Annotated in this window: 16 protein-coding genes and 1 pseudogene; 3 read left to right on the top strand and 14 right to left on the bottom strand. The window is 69.9% G+C overall.

Going from position 1 to position 15,772, the window contains the following annotated elements:
- Positions 1–115: 115 nt before the first annotated feature.
- From LG388_RS07255 to rpmH, 14 genes and pseudogenes are all read right to left on the bottom strand, one after another.
- The gene (locus tag LG388_RS07255) at positions 116–271 is read right to left on the bottom strand and encodes a hypothetical protein (RefSeq protein ID WP_225782190.1); all 156 of its coding nucleotides are present in this window, start codon (positions 269–271) and stop codon (positions 116–118) included.
- 6 nt (positions 272–277) lie between these two features.
- The gene (locus LG388_RS07250; RefSeq protein WP_225782189.1) at positions 278–1,057 is read right to left on the bottom strand and encodes an SDR family oxidoreductase; all 780 of its coding nucleotides are present in this window, start codon (positions 1,055–1,057) and stop codon (positions 278–280) included.
- A 27-nt stretch (positions 1,058–1,084) separates the two neighbouring features.
- A complete protein-coding gene (gene lptC, locus LG388_RS07245) occupies positions 1,085–1,747 on the bottom strand; it encodes an LPS export ABC transporter periplasmic protein LptC (protein WP_225782188.1) in 663 nt (220 codons plus the stop codon).
- Positions 1,744–2,334, bottom strand: coding sequence for an HAD family hydrolase (locus tag LG388_RS07240; protein ID WP_225782187.1), 591 nt, complete (start codon positions 2,332–2,334; stop codon positions 1,744–1,746). Before LG388_RS07240 ends, lptC begins: the two co-directional genes overlap by 4 nt.
- Positions 2,334–3,320 (bottom strand): SIS domain-containing protein, encoded by a 987-nt coding sequence (locus tag LG388_RS07235; RefSeq protein ID WP_225782186.1) that lies wholly within the window; start codon positions 3,318–3,320, stop codon positions 2,334–2,336. Before LG388_RS07235 ends, LG388_RS07240 begins: the two co-directional genes overlap by 1 nt.
- A gap of 30 nt (positions 3,321–3,350) precedes the next feature.
- Positions 3,351–4,196 (bottom strand): hypothetical protein, encoded by an 846-nt coding sequence (locus LG388_RS07230; protein WP_225782185.1) that lies wholly within the window; start codon positions 4,194–4,196, stop codon positions 3,351–3,353.
- Between the two features lie 25 nt (positions 4,197–4,221).
- Positions 4,222–4,899 (bottom strand): hypothetical protein, encoded by a 678-nt coding sequence (locus LG388_RS07225; protein ID WP_225782782.1) that lies wholly within the window; start codon positions 4,897–4,899, stop codon positions 4,222–4,224.
- 81 nt (positions 4,900–4,980) lie between these two features.
- Positions 4,981–5,052, bottom strand: a pseudogene (locus tag LG388_RS26785) (zinc-ribbon domain-containing protein); the annotation flags it as partial.
- A 170-nt stretch (positions 5,053–5,222) separates the two neighbouring features.
- Positions 5,223–5,690 (bottom strand): Crp/Fnr family transcriptional regulator, encoded by a 468-nt coding sequence (locus LG388_RS07215; protein ID WP_225782184.1) that lies wholly within the window; start codon positions 5,688–5,690, stop codon positions 5,223–5,225.
- Positions 5,691–5,783: 93 nt separating this feature from the next.
- Entirely contained in the window at positions 5,784–7,199 is a 1,416-nt protein-coding gene (gene mnmE, locus LG388_RS07210) for a tRNA uridine-5-carboxymethylaminomethyl(34) synthesis GTPase MnmE (protein ID WP_225782183.1), read from the bottom strand.
- Between the two features lie 98 nt (positions 7,200–7,297).
- A complete protein-coding gene (gene yidC / locus LG388_RS07205; protein WP_225782182.1) occupies positions 7,298–9,064 on the bottom strand; it encodes a membrane protein insertase YidC in 1,767 nt (588 codons plus the stop codon).
- Positions 9,061–9,345, bottom strand: coding sequence for a membrane protein insertion efficiency factor YidD (yidD, locus tag LG388_RS07200; protein ID WP_225782750.1), 285 nt, complete (start codon positions 9,343–9,345; stop codon positions 9,061–9,063). The genes yidC and yidD overlap by 4 nt, the downstream gene beginning before the upstream one ends.
- Complete coding sequence (locus tag LG388_RS07195; protein WP_225782181.1) at positions 9,342–9,791, bottom strand: ribonuclease P protein component; 450 nt, start codon at positions 9,789–9,791, stop codon at positions 9,342–9,344. The genes yidD and LG388_RS07195 overlap by 4 nt, the downstream gene beginning before the upstream one ends.
- 38 nt (positions 9,792–9,829) lie before the next feature.
- Entirely contained in the window at positions 9,830–9,964 is a 135-nt protein-coding gene (gene rpmH, locus LG388_RS07190) for a 50S ribosomal protein L34 (RefSeq protein ID WP_005798102.1), read from the bottom strand.
- Positions 9,965–10,403: 439 nt separating this feature from the next.
- Between rpmH and dnaA the strand changes: the two genes are divergently transcribed.
- From dnaA to gyrB, 3 genes are all read left to right on the top strand, one after another.
- Complete coding sequence (gene dnaA, locus LG388_RS07185; protein ID WP_225782180.1) at positions 10,404–11,792, top strand: chromosomal replication initiator protein DnaA; 1,389 nt, start codon at positions 10,404–10,406, stop codon at positions 11,790–11,792.
- A gap of 88 nt (positions 11,793–11,880) precedes the next feature.
- Positions 11,881–12,999, top strand: coding sequence for a DNA polymerase III subunit beta (dnaN, locus tag LG388_RS07180; RefSeq protein ID WP_225782179.1), 1,119 nt, complete (start codon positions 11,881–11,883; stop codon positions 12,997–12,999).
- Between the two features lie 114 nt (positions 13,000–13,113).
- Positions 13,114–15,723, top strand: coding sequence for a DNA topoisomerase (ATP-hydrolyzing) subunit B (gyrB, locus tag LG388_RS07175; protein WP_225782178.1), 2,610 nt, complete (start codon positions 13,114–13,116; stop codon positions 15,721–15,723).
- Positions 15,724–15,772 lie beyond the last annotated feature (49 nt).

Genomic DNA, 15,772 nt, shown 5'->3' with positions numbered 1-15,772 from the left:
GAGGAGCCGCCGAACAGGCGGATGGGGCGGCTTGGGGGCTCCGGCCTGCCTTCACGCGCTGCAGACCGCTGCGGGCCCATTACGCGCCACAGGGTGCCGCGCGCAAGGCCGGCCCTCAGAAGGTGTGAATGAATTCGGCGTGACCGAGCAGAGCGTCAAAACGTTCGCAATCGAGGCGCAAAGCGCAGCCATAGCTCGGGCTATGGCGAGCATTTGCAACGAAGAGTGCGGGCGTTTTGGCGGGATGAGCGGGCATGTCGGATTCGTTCACAGCTTCTCAGTGCTCGCCGCGCCGCTTCTTGCGCCCGCGCCCCTGCACGGCGCGGTCGAACACGGCGTTCGGCACCCAGCGCAGCAGCCGCGCCACCCATCCCATCTGCCACGGGATCACGCGGTAGCTGGCGCCCGCTTCGATGGCCTGGAAAGCCCGGTCGGCGAACGCCTCGGGCTGCATCAGGAAGGGCATGCCATAGCGGTTGCCTCGCGTCAGCGGCGTGTCGATGTAGCCCGGGCACAGGGTCACGACGCGCACGCCGCTGCCGTGCAGCTCGGTACGCAGGCTCTCGCAATAGGCCACGACACCGGCCTTGCTGGCGCAATAGGCGCCGTGGCCGGGCAGCCCGCGCACCGATGCGACGCTGGCGATGCCGACCAGGCGCCCGCTGCCGCGCTGGACCATCGGCGCCACGAAGGGATGGAAGGTGGCGGCCAGGCCCGTGTTGTTGAGCGCGAAGGTCTGGGCCATCACGTCCAGGTCGGCGCGCTCGCGCGTGTCCATGCCGATGCTGATGCCCGCGTTGGCGATCACCACGTCGGGCACACCGGACTCGGCCAGGCAGCGCTGCCCGGCCGCCACGATGCTGTCGATCTGCGCCACATCGGCGCCATAGATCCGGCAGCGGCTTTCGTCCAGCCGCAGGCCGGCGGCCCAGGCCTGCATTTCCTCGGTGCGCCTGGCCACCAGGGCCAGCCGCCAGCCGGCTTGCGCATAACGGGCGGCGAGGGCCTGGCCGATGCCGCTGGACGCGCCGGTGATGAAGGCCAGGGGTGGGCTCATGCCGAATGACCTCCTGCGAGGGGGCGCTCAGCGCGGATGCGCCGCGGGGGCCGCCGACGGCGCGATCTGCCCGCGCACGCGGCCGCGCAGGTGGGCGACGCCTTCGAGGTTGTCGTAGTCCATGGAATCGGCCGTGAACTGGTCGCTGCCGCGCGTGAGGGTCACCGGCAGGTGCGACCGCACGCGTTCCGTGTTCACGAAGGCGTGCAGGAATTCGCCGCGGAACTCCAGCCGCGGCATGAAGCGCCCGTTGGGCAGCGTGGCGGCATCGCGCACCACCACCGCATTGCCGAACAGCTGGATCTCGCTGCCGTCGCCATTGGACAGGCCGCGGTCGGCCGTGGCATGCGTCACCAGGCCTTCGGGCGACACGGAGCGCACGCGCACCTGGTCCACTTCCAGCGTGTCGGTGTCGGGGTAGTGGCGCCCCTCCTTGCCGCTGAGTTCACTGCGCAGGTTGCCGTTGGGCAGGAAGTTCTTCACCGTGAAGTCGCGCATGAAGAAATCGGGCTCGTGCGTGGGCGCCTGCGCGGCCACGGGCTCGGCCAGCCGCGGGGCGTTGCGCACCAGCCAGTAGGTGCCCAGCGCCAGCGCGCCGGTCAGGATGATGGGCAGATACAGGCTCAGGCGGTCCAGCGCCCTGCGCCAGGACCAGCCGCGCAGCGGCGCCAGCGTGGCCGCGGCGCTCATGCGGCGCCTCCGTGCACGTCGTCCAGCAGGCGGCGGTAGTGGCCCCCCGCCATCAGCAGCAGGTCGCAGCATTCGCGCGCCGCGCCGGCGCCGCCCAGCGCCGTGGTCACATGGTGGGCGACGGCGCGCACTTCCACATGCGCATTGGCCGGCGCGACCGCGAATCGCACGCGGCGCAGCAGCGGCAGGTCGGGCCAGTCGTCGCCCATGGCCGCGGCCTGGTGCCAGTCCAGCCCCAGGGCTTGCAGGATGGCCTGCGCGGCGGGCAGCTTGTCGGTGATGCCGTAGCGCACATGCTCGACGCCCAGCGCTTCGAGGCGCACGCGCAGCGGCTTCGAATCCCGCCCCGTGATCACCGCCGGCGTGATGCCCGCGCGGCGCAGCAGTTGCAGGCCGTAGCCATCGAGGATGGAAAAGCGCTTGAGCGTCTCGCCCGCCTCGCTGAAGTACACGCCGCCATCGGTCAGCACCCCGTCGACGTCGAAGAAGGCGATCCGCAGGTCCTGGGCCGCCAGCAGGACTTCCGGCGCGAACCGCTGCGCCGGCAAGGCCGGGGACGGCGGCGGCACGAACGAGGGGCCGCCCATCAGATGACCTTGGCCCGCATCAGGTCGGTGGTGTTGAGCGCGCCCACGAGCCGGCCCTCGCCGTCGACCACGAACAGCCGCGTGATGCCGTGCTGCTCCATGAGTTCGGCCGCTTCCACGGCCAGCGCATCGGCGCGGATGGTGCGCGGGCCGGCGTGCATGACTTCGGCGGCGGTCGGCGTGCGCAGGTCGGCGCCGGCCTCGATCAGGCGGCGCAGGTCGCCGTCGGTGAAGATGCCCGTGGCGCGGCCCTGCGGATTGACGATGGCGGCGGCGCCGAAGCCGCCGCGGCTCATGGCGCGCATCAGTTCGCTGATGCCCACGTTCGGCGCCACGCGCGGCACGGCGTCGCCGGCGCGCATCACGTCGCTCACGTGCGTGAGCAGCTTGCGCCCGAGCGCCCCCCCCGGGTGCGAGCGCGCGAAATCCTCGGCGCCGAAGCCGCGCGCTTCGAGCAGCGCGACCGCGAGCGCATCGCCCAGCGCCATCTGCGCCGTGGTGCTGGCGGTGGGCGCCAGGTTCAACGGGCAGGCCTCCTTCTCCACGCCGCTGTCCAGCACCAGGTCGGCATGGCGCGCGAGCATCGACTGGGCGCCGCCGGTCATGGCGATCAGCGGCACGCCCTGGCGCTTGACCACGGGCAGGATGGCGGCCAGCTCGTCGCTTTCACCGCTGTTGGAGATGGCCAGCACGATGTCCACCGCCTTGATCATGCCCAGGTCGCCGTGGCTGGCCTCGGCCGGGTGGACGAACATGGCCGGGGTGCCGGTGGAAGCGAGCGTGGCGGCGATCTTGCGGCCCACATGGCCGCTCTTGCCCATGCCCATGACGACCACGCGTCCGCGCACGTCGAGGATGCGGCGCACGGCGTCGGTGAAGGACGGGCCCAGCCGCGCCTTCAGGCCCAGCACGGCCGCAGCCTCGATGTCGAAAGTGGCGCGCGCGCGCGCCAGCAGCACGTCGGGGTCGAAGGCCGTAGAACTCATCGGCGGAATTCTAGGGCGCGGCCGCCCCCCTCAAAGCGGTGGGGACGTGCGCGGCGGCAGATCGTGGATGCGCTCCAGGCTTTCGCTGGTGAGCCACTGCCCCCCGTGCAGGAAGAAGTGGCGGCGCTGCACCAGCGTCCAGCCTTCGGCCGTCTGCGTCCAGCGCGCGCCGCGCCAGGACGGCCACTGCGTGGCCAGCACCGGCCCCATCGCGGGAGAAGCCAGCCAGGGCGCCGGCTCCTGCGGGACCCACACGACGTCCGCCGCCACGCCCTTGTAGGCCTCGCCGCGAAAGCGCATCGACTGCACCGGCCCCAGGTTGCGCACCGCCTGCAGCCGCACCGCCCGCGCCATGCACAGGCGGCGCTCCCCGCCCCAGCCCTCCAGCGCGGGCAGCGGCCGGTAGACCTGCACGGGCGAGCCGTCCTTGGCCTGCGCGACGGCGTCCGGCTCGGCCGCATAGAGGCCGACGCGCACCAGCGCCTCCATCCAGGCCAGCGTCGCCTCGTTGTTGCGCTGCACGTGCACGCGGTCGTGGTCGTAGGGCAGGCCATTGGCGACGCAGACCGGATCGGTGCCTGGGCCGCCCCCGCGCGCGACCGTGCTCTCGACGGCATGGCGCAGCGCCTCGGGCGTCACCTGCAGCCGCTCCTCTTCCCACCAGGCCCAGGCGGCCCCCGCCATCAGCAGCGCCGCCCCCAGCAGGCCCAGCCACCAGCCACCGCCGCGCAGCCGGGGCGGCTGCGCCCGCGCATCCAGGTCTCTGCCCAGTTCGCTGAGCAGCGTCATGCGTTCCGAGGGGTAGACCGTCGCGCCGCATTGCGAGCACACGCGCGCCGTGTCCGGCAGCAGGGCGGAGCAGGCGGCGCAGCGCATGGCGGGCGGCGGGAAGAGGCGGCCGTCAGGCTCCGCCGTCGGGATTGCGGATGCGCTCTTCCAGCTGTTGCTGCTGGCGAACGGCTTCGCACTGGGGATGCCGCGCCTGCGAGGGCTTGGCGCATTCGGCGGCCAGGCAGCGCGAACGCGCGATGAAGCCCAGGTGGGCGCAGGCCTGTTCCGGGCTGGCAGGCGGCGGCGGGGCCGGCGCAGCGACCGGCGGCGGTGCGGGTGCGGCGGGAGCGGGCGCCGCTTCGGCCGGCACGGCCGCAGGCGGGGCCGTCTGGCGCGCGGGGCGGGGCCGCTGTGCAGCGGGCGCCGGTGCGGGGGCGGGCACGGGCGGCGGCGCGGCCTCGGCCGGTGCGGCAGCCGGCGGCTCGGCCGGCGTCGGGGCCGGGGGCACGGGAGGAGATTCCGCCGGCGCGGACGCGGGCGCCGACCCCGCCACGGGTGCCGGCTCCGGCACGACCGGCGGTGCGGCCGCCGGCCCTGTCGGGGCAGCAGGCGCTGCCGCGTTGCGGCCGCCGAGCACGCCCCAGGCCACGCCCGCCGCGAGGATCACGGCCACCAGCAGGCCGCCGATGAACAGGCCACGGCGCGGCGCGGCAGGGGGAGCAACGCCCGGCGCCTGCGCGGCTGGGGCCGGCGCCACGGGCGCGGCCGCAGGCGGGCCGCTCGGTTGGGCGGCCGGCTTCATCAGCACCGTGCGCTCTTCGGGCAGGTCCGAAGGCTGGGTCCGGGCCCAGGAGGCCGGGTCCTGCGCGGCGGCAGGCCCGCCCAGGCGTGCACCGCAGCCGCGGCAGAACTTGGCCGCGTCACGATTCTCTGCCCCGCACGCCGCGCACACCACAGCCATCCACGCACCTCGAAACACGCTTTGTAACATCCTAGCGCAGGGCCACGCGATTGTGTTGCCCCTGCAAGCGTTGTTACTTCTAGGTGCGGGGGACGACAGCCCCGACGGGGGACGGCCGCCGGCTCGGCCGGCAGGACGCGCCAGCGAGCGGAACCCGGCAGACGGCCGGCTCAGGTCACCGCGACGCGCCGCACCTTGTGCCGCAGCCGGCGAGCCATCACCAGGCCGAGGGCCAGCGTCAGCTCCAGCGCCACGCTGGGCTGGCGGTTGGCCATCTCGCCGAAGCGCAGGGGCGTCAGGCGCCACAGGCGGCTGGCCGTGGCGCTGGTCACCGTGGCGGCGCGCGGCAGGCGGGAGAAGAAGGCGCCTTCACCGATCACGGAGCCCGCGTTCACCAAAGCCAGCTGGACCTGCCCGCTGCTGCTGAGCCGGTGCACGCTCAGCGAGCCCGATTCCACGAAGTACAGCGTGCGGTCCTGCGCGCCCTCGTTGATGAGGGTCTGGCCGGCGGGCAGTTCGACGAATTGCAGGTAGGTGCCCAGGACCTCCCACTGCGCGGGCTGCAGCGCGGGGGCGAACGCGTCGTCGCTGGTGTTCTGCGCCACGGCGTCGCAAAAGGCCTGGATGGGAGATGACATGTCTGTGGTTCTCGCTCGATGGAGGCCCGCCGTGTCGGGCGGACGGCCGCAGGAGGGAACCTCCTTCGGCGGCGCATTGTTCGTGGGTTTGGGCTACTTTCCAATACAGAAGCGGGAAAAAATCACGCCCAGCAAAGCTTCGGCGTCGAACTCGCCCGTGATGGCGTTGAGCGCGCCCTGGGCCAGCCGCAGTTCCTCGGCCAGCAGGTCCAGCGCGGGCATCCGCTGCGCCAGCAGCGCCTGGGCCTGCTGCAGGTGCTCGCCCATCTGCTGCAGGGCCTGCACATGGCGCGCGCGCGCCAGGAACACGCCTTCGGGCAGCGCCTGCCAGCCCGCGATCTCCAGCAGGCGCTGGCGCAGCGTCTCGATCCCCTCGCCGGTGCGGGCGGACAGCCGAAAGGCCTCGCCGGGCAGACCGGCCTGCGGCGCGGCCGCCGCGTCGGACTTGTTCCAGACGTCCAGCACGGGCACGGCGGCCGGCAGGCGCGCCAGCATTTCCTCGCGGATGGCCGCGTCGGCGGTGCGGTAGGCCGGCTCGCCCGCGCGCGTGAGGTCGTGCAGGAACAGCAGCGCGTCGGCCTGCTCGATCTGGCCCCAGGCGCGGGCGATGCCGATCTGCTCCACCTCGTCGCTGCTGCTGCGCAAACCTGCCGTGTCCACGACGTGCAGCGGCACGCCCTGGATCTGGATGGTCTGCGCCACCACGTCGCGCGTGGTGCCGGCCACGCTGCTGACGATGGCCAGCTCGGCGCCGGCCAGCGCATTGAGCAGCGAGCTCTTGCCCGCGTTGGGCTGGCCCGCGATCACGACCTTGATGCCTTCGCGCAGCAGGGCGCCCTGGCGCGCGCGCTGCCGCACGGCGACCAGTTGCGCCTGCAGCCGCTCCAGCTGCCCGGCCGCGTCGGCCTGCTGGAGGAAATCGATGTCTTCCTCGGGGAAATCCAGCGTCGCTTCCACCAGCATGCGCAGGTGGATCAGCGCCTCGCGCAGCGTGCCGATCTCGCGCGAGAAGGCGCCGCCCAGGGAGCGGCTGGCACTGCGCGCCGCGGCCTCGGTGCTGGCGTCGATCAGGTCGGCAATGGCCTCGGCCTGCGTGAGGTCCATCTTGCCGTTGCGAAAGGCCCGCTCGCTGAACTCGCCGGGCCGCGCCACGCGCAGGCCGGGCAGGCGCGGACGACCGGTGGCCGGGTCGGGCTCGGCGGCCGCCGCCAGGCAGCGCGCGAGCAGCAGCTCGAGCAGCACCGGGCCGCCGTGCGCCTGCAGTTCGAGCACGTCTTCGCCGGTGAAGGAATGGGGCGCCGGAAAGAACAGCGCCAGCCCCTGGTCGAGCGCACCGCCCTGGCCGTCGGCAAAGGGCAGGTACGTGGCCTCGCGCGGGCGCAGGCTGCGGCCGCACAGCGCCTGCACGAGCGGCGCCAGCCCCGCGCCGGACACGCGCACGATGCCCACGGCCCCGCGTCCGGGCGCCGTGGCGATGGCGGCGATGGGGTCGTGCAATTGGCCGAGCATGCGGGGATTGTGCGATGGGCAGGGCCAGGGGCCGGGGCGCCATGGAAAAAGGCCGCTCGCGCGGCCTTTCTCTGCGGGAAGCGGTCAGGGCCGGCGGACTATTTGCCCAGCACACCCAGGCGCTTGTTGATGAACCACTGCTGCGCGATGGACAGGATGTTGTTGGTGATCCAGTACAGCACCAGGCCGGCCGGGAAGATGAAGAACATCACGCTGAAGGCCAGCGGCATGATCCACATCAGGCGCGCCTGCAGCGGATCGGGCGGCGTGGGGTTGAGCCAGGTCTGCAGCAGCGTGGTGCCGGTCATCACCAGCGGCAGGATGAACCACGGATCGGGGGCCGACAGGTCGCGGATCCACAGGATCCAGGGCGCATGGCGCATTTCCACCGACGATAGCAGCACCCAGTACAGCGCGATGAACACCGGGATCTGGATCACGATCGGGAAGCAGCCGCCCAGCGGGTTGACCTTCTCGTCGCGGTAGATGCGCATCATCTCCTGCTGCATCTCCTGCGGCTTGTCCTTCAGGCGCTCGCGCATTTCCATGATGCGCGGGTTGATCTTCTTCATCTTCGCCATGCTGGCGTAGGCCTTGGCGTTGAGCCAGTAGAAGGCGGCCTTGAGCAGCACCACCAGCGCCACGATCGCCCAGCCCCAGTTGCCCAGGAGGCTGTGCAGCTTGTCCAGCAGCCAGTACAGCGGCTTGGAGATGATGGCGAAGATGCCGTAGTCCTTGATCAGCTCCAGGCCCGGCGCCAGCACTTCCAGCTTCTTTTCGTCGGCCGGGCCGGCGAACAGGCTGCTTTCCACGGTCTGGGTCGCGCCGGGCGCCAGCGAAGGCAGGCTCGCGACCATGGAGATCGCGTATTGGTTGCTGCCCAGGTCGGACACGCGGAACTCGCGCTTGAGGTTGTCGCTGCCGGGCAGGTTCAGCAGCCAGGCCGAGGCGAAGTAATGCTGGACCATCGCGATCCAGCCGTCCTGCGCGGCGGGCGGCAGCTCGGCCTTGTTCTTCGAGATGTCAGCGAACGACACCTTGTGGAACTTCTTCTCGTTGGTGTAGACGGCCGGACCCGAGAAGGTGCTGGTGCCGAACATGGAGCCACCCTGGTCGGCGCCATGGCGCGTGAGCTGCATGTACAGCTGCGGCTCGCGCGGCTGGTCGCTCACGTTCACCACGTCGTGCTTCACGCGGATCACGTAGTCGCCGCGGCGGAACTGGTAGGTCTTGACGTACTTGATGCCGCCGGCCGGCTGCGATTCGAACACCACGTCCAGCTGGTTCTGGCCTTCGGCCAGCTTGTACGGGCCGGGCTTGACGGCCATCAGGCTCAGGTGCGTGGGGAAGGCGCCGCCGCCGGCCACCGGATTGAGCAGGCCGGTCTGCGCGAGGTAGCGCGTGGCCGGGCTGGCGTCGTCCATCAGCAGCACCGGGTGGTCGCGCACCGGCACCTCGGCCTGGCCCGTGATGCGGCGGAACCAGGGCATCAGGCCCGTGCGCTCCTTCTCCTCGATGTACTGGCTCAGCTCCAGGCGCGAGAGTGTGCCGCCCTGGCCGTCGAGCACGGCGTTGTAGACGTCAGTCTGCACCTGCACCTTCTCGCTGGTGGCAGCGGCGGCGGCGGTGGCGGCGGCCGTGGGGGGCGTGCCGGCCGGCGCCGCCGAGCCGGCCGCGGCCGAGGGCACGCCCGACGCGCCGGCCGCACCGCCCGCCGCAGCAGGGTCGGCCGGCGCCGCCGCCGGCGGCTTGGCAGAAGGCAGGAAGGTGGGCTGGCGACCGTTGTGCACCTGCCATTGATCCCACAGCATGACCAGTGAGAAGCCGAAGATCACCCAGAGGATGGTGCGACGAATGTCGTTCATGACGAGGACTTGCGGGTCTTGGAAACGAGAGAGGTGAACAGCCCGGCCGCCGATGGGCGCGGCCGCGCGGCCGGCACCGGATCATGGCCCCCCGCGCACCACGGCCCGCAGCGCATCAGGCGCCAGGCGCTCAGGCCGCCACCGCGCCAGGCGCCGTGGCGCTCCAGTGCCTCGATGGCGTAGGCGGAACAGGTGGGCGAGAAACGGCACGCGCTGCCCAGCCAGGGGCTGAGCAGAAGACGGTAGCCGCGGACGATGGCAATCAGAAGACGCTGCATCAGGCGCCCTTCTCGACGGAGGGCCTGGCCTTGGCGCCGGCCGCAGCGCCGCTGCCGCGCGCGGCCCGCGCGAACAGCTGCTGCAGTTCCGCGCGCACGGCCGCTTTCAGCGCCGCGGAACTGGCGCTGGGAAACCGGCTGCGGTCGAAGGCTGCCCGCAGGCGCACCACATGCGCGGCCGGCGGCAAGGCCGGGGCCAGCGCACCGCCGAGGGCATAGATCTGCCGACGGATGGCATTGCGCGTGACGGCACGGCGGGCCCAGCGCTTGGGCGTCATGGCGCCCAGCCAGACGCCGCCCCCTGGCCACAGCGCCGCTCGGGACGTGCCTTCGCCTGCGCCGGCAGGCGCATCGAGAGCACAACGGTGCAGCGCGAAATGCGCCGTCCGCGCCACGGTGGAGCCGGACAGTGCCGCCTGGAACTGGGCGCGCGTCTGCAGCCGATGCACGGCCGGTTCAGTCAGCGCCGCAGGCGGCCGATGCAAGCTCAGACAGCCAGGCGCTTGCGACCCTTGGCGCGGCGCGCATTGATGACGGCGCGGCCGCCACGGGTCTTCATGCGGACGAGGAAGCCGTGGGTGCGGGCACGACGGGTCTTGGACGGTTGATAGGTGCGCTTCATGATCTGAATATTCCTGTGGGTGCCGGCGGCATCCATCCAGGCCTGGGTCACGCGGAGGCCTGCGGCATGAGAAGTTCATGCGCAGCGCCGCCGACCGCACCAGACCGACGGGGCTGTCGGCGCGAGATCCCTGCGATGCCGGATGGCGGCCGCCGGGCTCAGTGCTGCCCCGAACCGGCCGGCATCCGTGCCGGACCTGGCCCGAAATCGGACAGGCGCCGGATGCGAGGGTTGCAGGGAAACCCGCGATTATCACAAACAAACCGCTTTCCGACAATGCCGGACGGCTCGCGCACCGTTGCCAGCCTGCTTTGCGCGCGGCGGTCAAGGGGTGTGGATAAGTTTGTGACAAGTTAGAATGGGCCGCGCATGTCGAAGCCGTCTATCCACAACACCTATCACATCGGACCCGCGGCTCATCCGTCGGGCGCCCGCCTCCATGTCCGCTGAAGACATCGCCGCCAGCCTGTGGCAGGCCTGTGTCGATCAACTGGCCCAGGAGCTTTCCGAACAGCAGTTCAACACCTGGATCAAGCCGCTCACCGCGCAGGTGGCGGACGATCTGTCGCGCATCACCATCTTCGTCGCCAACCGCTTCAAGCTGGACTGGATCCGCGCCCAGTACGCGGCCCGCATCGCCGACATGGCCGGCAATCTCTCGGGCCAGTCGGTCACCATCGAGTTGGCGATCACTCCGCGCGAAACGCCCGTCCGGCCGGCCCCGGTGATGCCCGCGGTGGCGGAAATGGACGTGCCGCGCGAAGTCCCCAGCGCGCCCGGGGCGCCGGAGGAGCCGCCCGGCCTGCTCAAGAACCGGCTCAACGCGCAGCTGACCTTCGACACGCTGGTGGAGGGGTCGGCCAACCGCATGGCGCGCGCGGCGGCCATGCATGTGGCCGGCACGCCCGGGCACCTGTACAACCCGCTCTTCATCTACGGCGGCGTCGGCCTGGGCAAGACCCACCTGATGCACGCCGTGGGCAACAAGCTGCTGGCCGACCGGGCGGACGCCAAGGTTCTCTACATCCATGCGGAGCAGTTCGTGTCGGATGTGGTCAAGGCCTACCAGCGCAAGACGTTCGACGAGTTCAAGGAGCGCTACCACTCGCTCGATCTGCTGCTGATCGACGACGTGCAGTTCTTCGCCAACAAGGACCGCACGCAGGAAGAGTTCTTCAACGCCTTCGAGGCGCTGCTGGCCAAGAAGAGCCACATCGTCATGACCTCGGACACCTACCCGAAGGGCCTGACGGACATCCATGAGCGCCTGGTCTCGCGCTTCGACTCGGGCCTGACGGTGGCGATCGAGCCGCCCGAGCTCGAGATGCGCGTGGCGATCCTGATCAACAAGGCGATCGTCGAGGGCGCGGAAATGCCCGAGGAAGTGGCCTTCTTCGTGGCCAAGAACGTGCGCTCGAACGTGCGCGAGCTCGAGGGCGCGCTGCGCAAGATCCTGGCGTACTCGCGCTTCAATCAGAAAGAGATTTCCATCCAGCTCGCGCGCGAGGCGCTGCGCGACCTGCTGTCGATCCAGAACCGCCAGATCAGCGTGGAGAACATCCAGAAGACGGTGGCCGACTACTACAAGATCAAGGTCGCCGACATGTACAGCAAGAAGCGCCCGGCCTCGATCGCGCGGCCGCGCCAGATCGCGATGTACCTGGCCAAGGAGTTGACGCAAAAGAGCCTGCCCGAGATCGGCGAGCTCTTCGGCGGCCGCGACCACACCACGGTGCTGCATGCCGTGCGCAAGATCTCGGGTGAGCGCCAGCAGTTGACGGAGCTGAACCAGCAGTTGCACGTGCTGGAACAGACGCTCAAGGGTTGATGCGCCTGAAATCGGGAAGAGGGATCCGTCACGCCGCTTGGAGACAATGCGGCGCTCTGGCTGAGAAGAGTCGTCAAAGAGGACATTCATGATTGTTTGGAAAGCACCCCAGAACGAAGTTTTGGCTGCACTGCAGTCGGTGGCGGGCATCGTCGAGCGCCGGCACACGCTGCCGATCCTGGCCAACGTGCTGATCCGCAAGGACGGCGACCAGCTGCACCTGACCACCAGCGACCTGGAGATCCAGATCCGCACCAGCGCCACGCTGGGCGGCGACGAAGGCGCCTTCACCACCACGGTGGGCGCGCGCAAGCTGATCGACATCCTGCGCACCATGCCTTCGGACCAGACGGTGAGCCTGGAGTCGAGCGCCAACAAGCTGGTGCTCAAGGGCGGCAAGAGCCGCTTCACGCTGCAGTCGCTTCCGGCCGAGGACTTCCCGCTGGTGCAGGAATCGGCCAGCTTCGGCCCCGCCTTCAGCGTGCCGCAGAAGACGCTCAAGACCCTGCTCTCGCAGGTCTCCTTCGCGATGGCGGTGCATGACATCCGCTACTACCTCAACGGCATCCTGTTCGTGGCCGAGGGCAAGCAGCTGAGCCTGGTGGCGACCGACGGCCACCGCCTGGCCTTCGCCTCCGCCACGCTGGACGTGGAAGTGCCCAAGCAGGAGGTCATCCTGCCGCGCAAGACCGTGATCGAGCTGCAGCGCCTGCTGTCCGACGCGGGCGGCGAGGATCAGCCGCAGATCGAGATGCAGTTCGCGAACAACCAGGCCAAGTTCAGCTTCGGCGGCATGGAGTTCGTCACCAAGCTGGTGGAGGGCAAGTTCCCCGACTACAACCGCGTGATTCCCAAGGGCCACAAGAACAGCGTCACGCTGGGCCGCGCCGCGCTGCTGGCCAGCCTGCAGCGCACCGCGATCCTGACGAGCGAGAAGTTCAAGGGCGTGCGGCTGAACATCGAGCCCGGCACCTTGCGCATCGCGTCCAACAATGCCGAGCAGGAAGAGGCCGTGGACGAGCTCGACATCGACTACGGCGGCGACGCCATCGAGATCGGCTTCAACGTGACCTACCTGATCGACGCGCTGGCCAACATGAGCCAGGACATGGTGACGGTGGACCTGCAGGACGCCAACAGCTCGGCGCTGCTGAGCATTCCCGAAGACGCGCATTTCAAGTACGTGGTGATGCCCATGCGAATCTGAGGCCTGCTGCGCGGCCTCGGATTCGCCTCGCGCGAACGTGAGCACCCTCTGCCCCCCGCCCAGCGGGGGTTCTAGCCAGTTAGACGAGACGGCCGCTGCGCGGCCTTGAGAACCATGAGCGACAACCAGAAGCCGCAAGAGCCCAAGACCGAACCCGTGTACGAAGCCGAGATCGAGAGCGCGATCCCGGTCGAGGTGGGCGGCGATGGCTACGGCGAAGGCTCCATCCAGATCCTGGAAGGGCTGGAGGCGGTGCGCAAGCGTCCGGGCATGTACATCGGCGACACCTCGGACGGCACGGGCCTGCACCACCTGGTGTTCGAGGTGGTCGACAACTCCATCGACGAGGCGCTGGCCGGCCATTGCGACGACATCGTCGTCACCATCCACTCGGACAACTCCATCAGCGTGACCGACAACGGCCGCGGCATTCCCACCGGCGTGAAGATGGACGACAAGCACGAGCCCAAGCGCTCGGCGGCCGAGATCGCCCTGACCGAGCTGCACGCCGGCGGCAAGTTCAACCAGAACAGCTACAAGGTCTCGGGCGGCCTGCACGGCGTGGGCGTGAGCTGCGTGAACGCGCTGTCGAAGATGCTGCGCCTGACGGTGCGCCGCGACGGCAAGGTGCACACGCTGGAGTTCAGCAAGGGCGTGGTGCAGAACCGCATCGTCGAGACCATTGACGGCGTCGAGGTCTCGCCCATGAAGGTGATCGGCGACACGGAAAAGCGCGGCACCGAGGTGCACTTCCTGCCCGACACCGAGATCTTCAAGGAAAACAACGACTTCCACTACGAGATCCTGTCCAAGCGCCTGCGCGAGCTGAGTTTCCTGAACAACGGCGTGCGCATCCGCCTGAAGGACGAGCGCAGCGGCAAGGAAGACGATTTCTCAGGCGCCGGTGGCGTGCGCGGCTTCGTGGAGTTCATCAACAAGGGCAAGACGGTGCTGCACCCCAACACCTTCTATGCCGAAGGCGAGCGTCCGGCCGACACCTATGGCGGCATTCCCGGCACGCACATCGGCGTGGAAGTGGCGATGCAGTGGAACAGCAGCTACAACGAGAGCGTGCTGTGCTTCACCAACAACATCCCGCAGCGCGATGGCGGCACCCACCTCACGGGCCTGCGCGCCGCGATGACGCGCGTCATCAACAAGTACATCGAGGAGAACGACCTGGCCAAGAAGGCCAAGGTCGAGGTCAGCGGCGACGATATGCGCGAGGGCCTGTGCTGCGTGCTGAGCGTGAAGGTGCCCGAGCCCAAGTTCTCGAGCCAGACCAAGGACAAGCTGGTCTCCAGCGAAGTGCGCGCGCCGGTGGAAGACATCGTGGGGCGCCTGCTCACCGACTTCCTGCAGGAACGCCCGCAGGACGCCAAGATCATCTGCGGCAAGATCGTGGAAGCCGCCAAGGCCCGCGAGGCCGCGCGCAAGGCCCGCGAGATGACGCGCCGCAAGGGCGTGCTCGACGGCATGGGCCTGCCCGGCAAGCTGGCCGACTGCCAGGAGAAGGACCCCGCGCTGTGCGAGATCTACCTGGTGGAGGGCGACTCCGCCGGCGGCTCCGCCAAGCAGGGCCGCGACCGGAAGTTCCAGGCCATCCTGCCGCTGCGCGGCAAGATCCTGAACGTGGAGAAGGCGCGCTACGAGAAGCTGCTGTCCAGCAATGAAATCGTCACGCTGATCACCGCGCTGGGCACCGGCATCGGCAACGCGGGCGCGACGGGCGGCAACGGGGCGGACGACTTCAACGTCGCCAAGCTGCGCTACCACCGCATCATCATCATGACCGACGCCGACGTGGACGGCGCCCACATCCGCACGCTGCTCTTGACCTTCTTCTACCGCCAGATGCCCGAGCTGGTGGAGCGCGGCCACATCTACATCGCGCAACCGCCGCTGTACAAGGTCAAGAACGGCAAGGAAGAGCTGTACCTCAAGGACGGCCCCGCGCTGGACGCCTTCCTGCTGCGCGTGGCGCTGCGCGACGCCAGCGTGAGCAGCGGCGGCGAAGCGCCCACCGTGATCCGCGGCGAGACGCTCGACGAGCTGGCGCGCAAGCACCAGGTGGCCGAATCGGTGATCGAGCGCCTGTCGGCCTTCATGGACGCCGAGGCGCTGCGTGCCATCGCCGATGGCGTGGCGCTGGACCTGGACACCCCGGCCGCCGCCGAGGCTTCGGCCGTCGCGCTGCAGGCCAAGCTGCGCGAACTGAGCACCAGCGGCGCGCCGGCCGAAGTGGCCAGCGAATTCGACACCCGCAGCGACAAGCCGCTGCTGCGCATCAGTCGCCGCCACCACGGCAACATCAAGTCCAGCGTCATCACGCAGGACTTCGTGCACGGCGCCGACTATGCCGCGCTGGCCGAAGCGGCGCAGACCTTCCGCGGGCTGCTGAGCGAAGGCGCCACCGTGCGCCGCGGCGAAGGCGACAAGGCGCGCGAAGAGAAGGTGAGCGACTTCCGCCAGGCCATGCGCTGGCTCATCAGCGAAGCCGAACGCACCACCAGCCGCCAGCGCTACAAGGGCCTGGGCGAGATGAACCCCGAGCAGCTGTGGGAAACGACCATGGACCCCGAGGTGCGCCGCCTGCTGCGCGTGCAGATCGATGACGCCATCGAAGCCGACCGCGTGTTCACCATGCTGATGGGCGACGAGGTGGAGCCGCGCCGCGAGTTCATCGAGACCAACGCGCTGCGCGCGGCGAACATCGACGTCTGACACCCAAGCCCGCGCAGGGCATCCTCCCAGGGCCGCAGGCACATGCCGG

Source organism: Xenophilus sp. Marseille-Q4582 (assembly GCF_916700565.1).
Taxonomy (GTDB): Bacteria; Pseudomonadota; Gammaproteobacteria; order Burkholderiales; family Burkholderiaceae_C; genus Xenophilus.
The sequence above is the reverse complement of the archived record's forward strand: the minus strand, read 5'-3'. Positions and strand labels throughout refer to the sequence as shown.

Excerpts from the sequence above, each read along its gene's own strand:
- LG388_RS07250 (WP_225782189.1), bottom strand. The coding sequence starts at position 1,057 with ATGAGCCCACCCCTGGCCTTCATCACCGGCGCGTCCAGCGGCATCGGC.
- lptC (WP_225782188.1), bottom strand. The coding sequence starts at position 1,747 with ATGAGCGCCGCGGCCACGCTGGCGCCGCTGCGCGGCTGGTCCTGGCGC.
- LG388_RS07240 (WP_225782187.1), bottom strand. The coding sequence starts at position 2,334 with ATGGGCGGCCCCTCGTTCGTGCCGCCGCCGTCCCCGGCCTTGCCGGCG.
- LG388_RS07235 (WP_225782186.1), bottom strand. The coding sequence starts at position 3,320 with ATGAGTTCTACGGCCTTCGACCCCGACGTGCTGCTGGCGCGCGCGCGC.
- LG388_RS07230 (WP_225782185.1), bottom strand. The coding sequence starts at position 4,196 with ATGCGCTGCGCCGCCTGCTCCGCCCTGCTGCCGGACACGGCGCGCGTG.
- LG388_RS07215 (WP_225782184.1), bottom strand. The coding sequence starts at position 5,690 with ATGTCATCTCCCATCCAGGCCTTTTGCGACGCCGTGGCGCAGAACACC.
- mnmE (WP_225782183.1), bottom strand. The coding sequence starts at position 7,199 with ATGCTCGGCCAATTGCACGACCCCATCGCCGCCATCGCCACGGCGCCC.
- yidC (WP_225782182.1), bottom strand. The coding sequence starts at position 9,064 with ATGAACGACATTCGTCGCACCATCCTCTGGGTGATCTTCGGCTTCTCA.
- rpmH (WP_005798102.1), bottom strand. The coding sequence starts at position 9,964 with ATGAAGCGCACCTATCAACCGTCCAAGACCCGTCGTGCCCGCACCCAC.
- dnaA (WP_225782180.1), top strand. The coding sequence starts at position 10,404 with ATGTCCGCTGAAGACATCGCCGCCAGCCTGTGGCAGGCCTGTGTCGAT.
- dnaN (WP_225782179.1), top strand. The coding sequence starts at position 11,881 with ATGATTGTTTGGAAAGCACCCCAGAACGAAGTTTTGGCTGCACTGCAG.
- gyrB (WP_225782178.1), top strand. The coding sequence starts at position 13,114 with ATGAGCGACAACCAGAAGCCGCAAGAGCCCAAGACCGAACCCGTGTAC.